6 protein-coding genes and 1 riboswitch are annotated in these 6,560 nt (G+C 37.2%); all 6 genes read left to right on the plus strand.

Features of this window, described 5'->3' with window-relative positions; translation table 11 throughout:
• Positions 1-366 precede the first annotated feature (366 nt).
• Positions 367-512, plus strand: a riboswitch (cyclic di-AMP (ydaO/yuaA leader).
• 102 nt (positions 513-614) lie between these two features.
• From COO03_RS23565 to kdpDN, 6 genes are read left to right on the plus strand one after another with little or no spacing between them, the layout of a single operon-like run.
• On the plus strand, positions 615-719 hold the full coding sequence (locus COO03_RS23565; RefSeq protein ID WP_097899430.1) for a hypothetical protein: 105 nt from the start codon (positions 615-617) through the stop codon (positions 717-719).
• On the plus strand, positions 719-796 hold the full coding sequence (kdpF, locus tag COO03_RS23570; protein ID WP_230322531.1) for a K(+)-transporting ATPase subunit F: 78 nt from the start codon (positions 719-721) through the stop codon (positions 794-796). Before COO03_RS23565 ends, kdpF begins: the two co-directional genes overlap by 1 nt.
• 19 nt (positions 797-815) lie before the next feature.
• Positions 816-2,483 (plus strand): potassium-transporting ATPase subunit KdpA, encoded by a 1,668-nt coding sequence (gene kdpA / locus COO03_RS23575; protein ID WP_097899432.1) that lies wholly within the window; start codon positions 816-818, stop codon positions 2,481-2,483.
• Positions 2,484-2,496: 13 nt separating this feature from the next.
• Positions 2,497-4,596: a potassium-transporting ATPase subunit KdpB gene (kdpB, locus tag COO03_RS23580; RefSeq protein ID WP_141523250.1), complete on the plus strand. Its 2,100-nt coding sequence runs from the start codon at positions 2,497-2,499 to the stop codon at positions 4,594-4,596.
• An 18-nt stretch (positions 4,597-4,614) separates the two neighbouring features.
• Positions 4,615-5,196, plus strand: coding sequence for a K(+)-transporting ATPase subunit C (kdpC, locus tag COO03_RS23585; protein ID WP_097899434.1), 582 nt, complete (start codon positions 4,615-4,617; stop codon positions 5,194-5,196).
• A 56-nt stretch (positions 5,197-5,252) separates the two neighbouring features.
• The gene (gene kdpDN, locus COO03_RS23590; protein WP_097899435.1) at positions 5,253-6,407 is read left to right on the plus strand and encodes a KdpD-like non-kinase potassium sensor; all 1,155 of its coding nucleotides are present in this window, start codon (positions 5,253-5,255) and stop codon (positions 6,405-6,407) included.
• Positions 6,408-6,560: the final 153 nt, after the last annotated feature.

A 6,560-nucleotide genomic window follows, 5' to 3' on the forward strand; every position in this document is an offset into this window, starting at 1 on the left:
AAAAAACCAACATAAAACCCCCCTTTTTAGGTGGGAGAGAGCATCCGGCCAGGCATAGACGCGGGCAGGGCCTTTTTCTGCCACATGTGAAGTAAAAACAGAAAGAGCAAACGAGTGTAGGTTACTTTTTATTCTGCATCGCAGGGATTTAGAAGTCGAAAAATTAAAATGGATTTATATATTAAAGAGTTATTTTAATGAAAAAGAAAGAAAAGACAAGAAAACACATAATAAAACATTAATATTTTTGAATGTAAGCGTTTAAATGGCAAAATATTTTCTTATTTTAGGTAATTTTGCTCTTTACAAGTTAAATATAGAGGAGTATATTTACATTCATAAATTGTTCATAAAAATTCCAAAAACAACCTGATATCGCTGAGTCCAATTATTTGGAGCGGGGGAACCAATTTTGTGCATTGTCACTTGGGGTGAATCTTTCATGATGAAAGTAGGGCTACTCTTTAGGCCCGAATCCGACAGCTAACCTCGTAAGCGTTTGGAGAGGAGGTTTACTTTTGTGTTGTTCATTTTTGAACACTGAGTAGAGCCTCAGTGTTCTTTTTTTGATAGGTAGATGGTAAAATTTAACATTCAGAAACGAGGGGAAAATAATGCTTGATATTGTGATGGTCGGAACTTTTATTGTATTAGGCGCATCTATGGTGGGGCTTGCAAGCTGGTCGGATAAAGTTGTGAAAGAAGGGAAGCAATCATGATGATTGCCTTATCGGTTATTGTTGCAGGAATTACTGTGTATTTAGTTTATGCGTTATTAAATCCAGAAAAGTTTTAATTAGGGGGAATCATTCATTATGATTTGGGTTGCAGTTGTCGTCACAATGTTATTATTTATTCTTGTTGCAAAGCCAACGGGTATTTATTTAGAGAAAGCTTTTCAAGGAAGTAGCAAACTAGATAAAGTATTTGGACCTTTTGAAAAACTTATTTTTAAAATTACGGGTGTGAAACCATACAACCAAACCTGGAAACAGTACGCACTATCATTAGTTGCACTCAATGGTTTTATGATCGTTGTTGTATATTTCATTTTTCGTTTGCAGGGTGTATTACCGTTAAACCCAGCACATATTGCAGGGATGGAGCCAACGCTTGCTTTTAATACAGCAATTAGCTTTATGGCTGATACAAACTTACAGCATTATAGCGGTGAAAATGGATTATCTTATTTATCACAATTAGTTGGGATTACATTTTTAATGTTTGCTGCACCAGCAACGACATTAGCACTTGTAATGGCTTTTATAAGAGGATTAGCAGGGAAGGAACTTGGTAACTTTTTCGTTGATTTTACACGAGCTTTAACAAGGGTATTTCTTCCTATTGCATTTGTTGCAGCACTGATTTTTGTTGCACTTGGTGTACCGCAAACTTTAGATGGAGCAGTTACAGCACACACAATTGAAGGTGCGAAACAAAGTATTTTGCGCGGTCCTGTAGCTTCATTCGTTTCAATTAAAGAACTTGGTAACAATGGTGGCGGATTCTTCGGAGCAAACTCTACACATCCATTTGAGAATCCAGGACAAATTAGTAACATTTTACAAATGATGCTTATGATGCTACTGCCAACAGCTTTACCGTTTACGTATGGACGTATGGTTGGAAATAAAAAACAAGGACGTATCCTTTTTGTTTCCCTATTTATGGTATTCTTAATTGGTTTTATCACAATTACTTCATCAGAATTACACGGAAATCCAGCATTAAATCAAATGGGTATCGAACATGTACAAGGGAATACAGAAGGAAAAGAAGTACGATTTGGAACGGTCTTCTCCTCACTGTATGCGACAGTAACAACGGCAGCTGAAACAGGTGCGGTTGATACAATGCATGACACGTTAACACCGATTGGCGGATTGGTGCCACTTGTAAATATGATGTTAAATACAGTGTTTGGTGGCGTTGGTGCAGGGTTTGTCAATATCATTATGTACGCAATTATTGCGGTCTTTATATCTGGATTAATGGTTGGACGGACACCAGAGTTTTTAGGTAAAAAAATTGAAGGGAAGGAAATGAAGTTAATTGCAGTAACAATATTATTTCATCCATTGTTGATTTTAGGATTTTCAGCATTGGCCCTTTCAACACATTTAGGAACAGATGCAATTTCTCATTCAGGTTTTCATGGTTTAACGCAAGTGGTATATGAATATACATCTTCTGCCGCTAATAATGGATCTGGATTTGAAGGACTAGGCGATAATACAGCGTTTTGGAATATTACAACTGGTATCGTTATGTTTTTAGGACGTTATTTCAGTTTAATTACAATGTTAGCTGTTGCAGCTTCATTGAAAGAGAAGACAGTAGTGCCGGAAACAGTAGGAACATTCCGCACAGATAATAGTTTGTTTGGAGGCATTTTCATTGGAACGATTGTAATCGTTGGAGCATTAACATTCTTCCCAATGTTGGTGTTAGGACCAATTGCAGAATTTCTTACATTGAAGTAATGGAGGGTAAATGATGAGACCTGTAGTGGCAAAAGAAAAACAAGTTGATCAATCGATTACATCGTCAATACATGATACAGAAAGTGAAGTTAGACAAGCGAAAACGATGGATCGTGATATTGTTACACATGCGATGAAACAATCAGTTGCGAAACTGAATCCGAGAGTAATGGTGAAAAACCCAATTATGTTCGTGGTGGAAATTGGATTTGTTATTACTCTTATCTTATCGTTTCTTCCCAATGCATCTAGCAGTATACCAGGATGGTTTAATATAACAGTTTCTCTCGTTCTATTATTTACAGTTCTGTTTGCTAATTTTGCAGAAGCATTGGCAGAAGGGCGTGGTAAAGCACAGGCCGATTCTTTGAAGCAATCGAAGAAAGATGTATTTGCAAACGTCATAAAAGAAAATGGAAAAATCGTTCAAGTTTCAGCCACTGAACTGAGAAAGGGCGACATCGTAATTGTAAAACAAGGAGAAATGATTCCAAGTGATGGTGAAGTCATTAAAGGTTTAGCATCAGTCGATGAATCGGCTATTACGGGGGAATCCGCTCCTGTTATTAAAGAAGCTGGTGGAGACTTTTGTTCCGTAACAGGCGGTACAATGGTTGTTAGTGATGAAATTACAATTTCGATTACAAGTAATCCTGGTGAGTCATTTATAGATAAAATGATTTCTTTAGTAGAAGGAGCTGCTCGTCAAAAAACACCGAATGAGATTGCTTTGAACACAGTATTAACAAGTTTAACTCTTATTTTCTTAATTGTTGTTGTCACACTACCGATTTTTACAAATTATTTAGGGTTTAAAATTGACACAGCTGTACTTGTAGCGCTTCTCGTTTGTTTAATTCCAACGACAATTGGTGGTTTATTATCAGCCATTGGGATTGCTGGGATGGACCGAGTGACAAAGTTTAATGTATTAGCGATGTCGGGTAAAGCTGTAGAAGCTGCCGGTGATATTAACACAATTATTTTAGATAAAACAGGTACGATTACTTTTGGGAATCGGATGGCACATACATTACTTCCTGTAGGAAATGAAACGATTGAACAATTAGGAAAATGGGCTGCACTAGGATCGGTTTTAGACGAAACACCAGAAGGGCGATCTGTCATAGAATATGTACAATCAAAATCTTTCTCTTATAATAGAGAACTCGCAGAACAAGGTGAATTTGTTCCATTTAAAGCAGAAACAAGAATGAGCGGTGTGGATTTACCTGATGGGACAAAAGTAAGAAAAGGTGCAGTTAATGCAGTTATTGAGTGGGTACAAGCACAAGGCGGTACGATACCAAAAGATGTGAATCAAAAAGCTGATTTTATTTCAAAAGAAGGTGGAACGCCGCTTGTAGTTGCAGTGGATAGTCGTATTTATGGATTAATCTATTTAAAAGATACTGTAAAACCTGGTATGCGTGAACGTTTTGAGCAGCTTCGTCAAATGGGAATCAAAACAGTGATGTGTACAGGTGATAATCCACTAACAGCAGCAACAATTGCGAAAGAAGCAGGGGTAGATGAGTTTGTTGCAGAATGTAAACCGGAAGATAAAATTGCAGTGATTAAAGCAGAGCAAGATAAAGGAAAACTTGTAGCAATGACAGGTGATGGTACGAACGATGCACCAGCGTTAGCACAAGCTGATGTAGGGTTAGCGATGAATAGCGGAACAACAGCTGCGAAAGAAGCAGCGAATATGATTGATCTAGATTCCAATCCAACAAAAATTATTGAGGTTGTAGGGATTGGGAAACAGCTACTAATGACGCGCGGTGCGCTAACAACATTTAGTATCGCGAACGATATAGCGAAATATTTTGCGATTATCCCAGCGATGTTTACATTAGCAATTCCGCAAATGGAAGCACTCAATGTAATGAAATTAACTTCACCGCTTTCAGCCATTTTGTCAGCATTAATTTTTAACGCAATTATTATCCCATTACTCATTCCTTTGGCGATGAAGGGGATTGCATATAAACCGATGAGTTCCAATGCCTTACTTGGTCGTAACCTATTCATTTACGGTCTTGGAGGAGTGATTGTTCCTTTCATTGGAATTAAAGTAATTGATATGATTGTCGGATTGTTTATATAAGGAAGAGGGGAAAAGAAGATGGCTAACAAACAAAGTATACTTTCACCGGTCATTCGTGTTACTTTTACATTTCTTGTCCTGTGCGGGCTTTTATATCCATTGCTTGTAACTGGAATTGCACAAGCGGTAATGAAGGACAATGCGGATGGAAGTCTTATATATAATGAAAAAAATGAAGTGATTGGCTCAAAATTAATCGGCCAAAATTTTACAGATTCACGTTATTTTCATGGCCGTGTTTCAAGTATAGAATATAAAGCTGAAGCATCGGGATCAAATAACTATGCACCATCTGATACTGATTTAGTAAAACGTGTAGAAAAAAGTGTAGCAGATTGGAAGGAGAAAAACCCGGCTGTTCCAGTTACGGAAGTACCGATGGATTTAGTGACGAATTCAGGTTCTGGATTAGATCCTGATATTAGTCCAGAGGCAGCTTACGTACAAGTGGATCGTATTTCAAATTCAGCAAATATTCCGAAAGAAAAACTAAATCAAATCGTTAAAGATCAAACAGAAGGTGCTGCATTAGGGTTATTTGGAGAAGATCGTGTGAATGTCTTGAAATTAAATTTAGAAGTACAGAAACTAATGAAATAGTACCGTTGCTACCTCAATCAAATGGATTGAGGTAGCGTTGTTTGCTAAGAAGGGTTGTGTGTGTAATGTATGCAGATGACTATAAACCAACATTTCAAAGACGTACGCCGGAGGAATATCTAGAATATATTAGAAAGCAAAATCGCGGGAAATTAAAGTTATATGTAGGGGCTGCTCCGGGAGTAGGAAAAAGTTATAAAATGCTGTTTGACGCGCAAGAGATGAAAAAAGAGGGCGTTGATATTGTAATCGGTTTAATTGAAACACATGGAAGAAAAGAGACAGAAGAGGCAATTGCTGATTTAGAAAAAATTCCTTTAAAAGAAATGAATTATAAAGGAAAAGTATTTTATGAGCTTGATGTAGAGGGGATTATAAAGCGAGCGCCTCAAGTCGTTGTTGTGGATGAATTGGCGCATAGTAATATACCTGGATCCAAACATAAAAAACGCTACATGGATGTAGAAGAATTATTAGACGCTGGAATATCAGTATTATCGGCGTTTAACATTCAGCATTTAGAGAGTGTTCATGATATTGTAGCGCAGATCACGAATGTAAAAGTACGAGAGCGTATTCCCGATTTTATTTTACAAAAAGCAAATGAGATTCAACTTGTTGATGCAACACCAGAGGTATTACGAAAACGATTAATAGATGGGAAGATATATAAAGAAGAAAAAATTCAGCAAAGCTTACAAAACTTTTTTACAGTTAATAATTTAGGAGCTTTACGAGAACTGTCACTTCGCGAAGTTGCAGACGACATGGACGAGAAAATTAGTCAATTGGTGATGGAACCAATTGGTGTAAAAGAAAAGATTCTCGTATGTGTGCAATACAGCTCAACAGCGGAGAAATTAATACGGCGTGGCTGGCGTATGGCAGACCGATTAAATGCTGAATTGTATGTATTAAATGTTGAAAGAGAAAATATAGAATCAATCTCGGCAGGAAAAAGGCAAACAATTGATGAATGGCAAGCTTTGACGAATCAATTTCATGCAACTTTTTTATTAGAAGAGGCGAAAGGAAGAAAGCCAGCTGATGTCATCATTGAAGTGGCAAACCGATTACAAGTGACACAAATCTTACTTGGGCAATCAGCAAGAACAAGATGGGAAGAGATTCGAAAAGGATCCATTGTAAATGAGATTATGAGGCAAACGAAACATATTGATATTCATATTGTGGCTGATCAGAGAGTATAAAGAGAGAATGTCCAAATGTAGCAAATTAGCTGTTTTCGGACATTCTTTATTTTTGTTTGTACGTTATATATACATTAATTAAAAAAATTAGGTGGGAGAGAGCATCTGGCCATGGATAGAAGCGGTCAGGGCCCTTTTCTGCCACATACGAAG

This window comes from Bacillus sp. AFS098217 (assembly GCF_002551815.1).
Lineage (GTDB): Bacteria > Bacillota > Bacilli > Bacillales > Bacillaceae_G > Bacillus_A.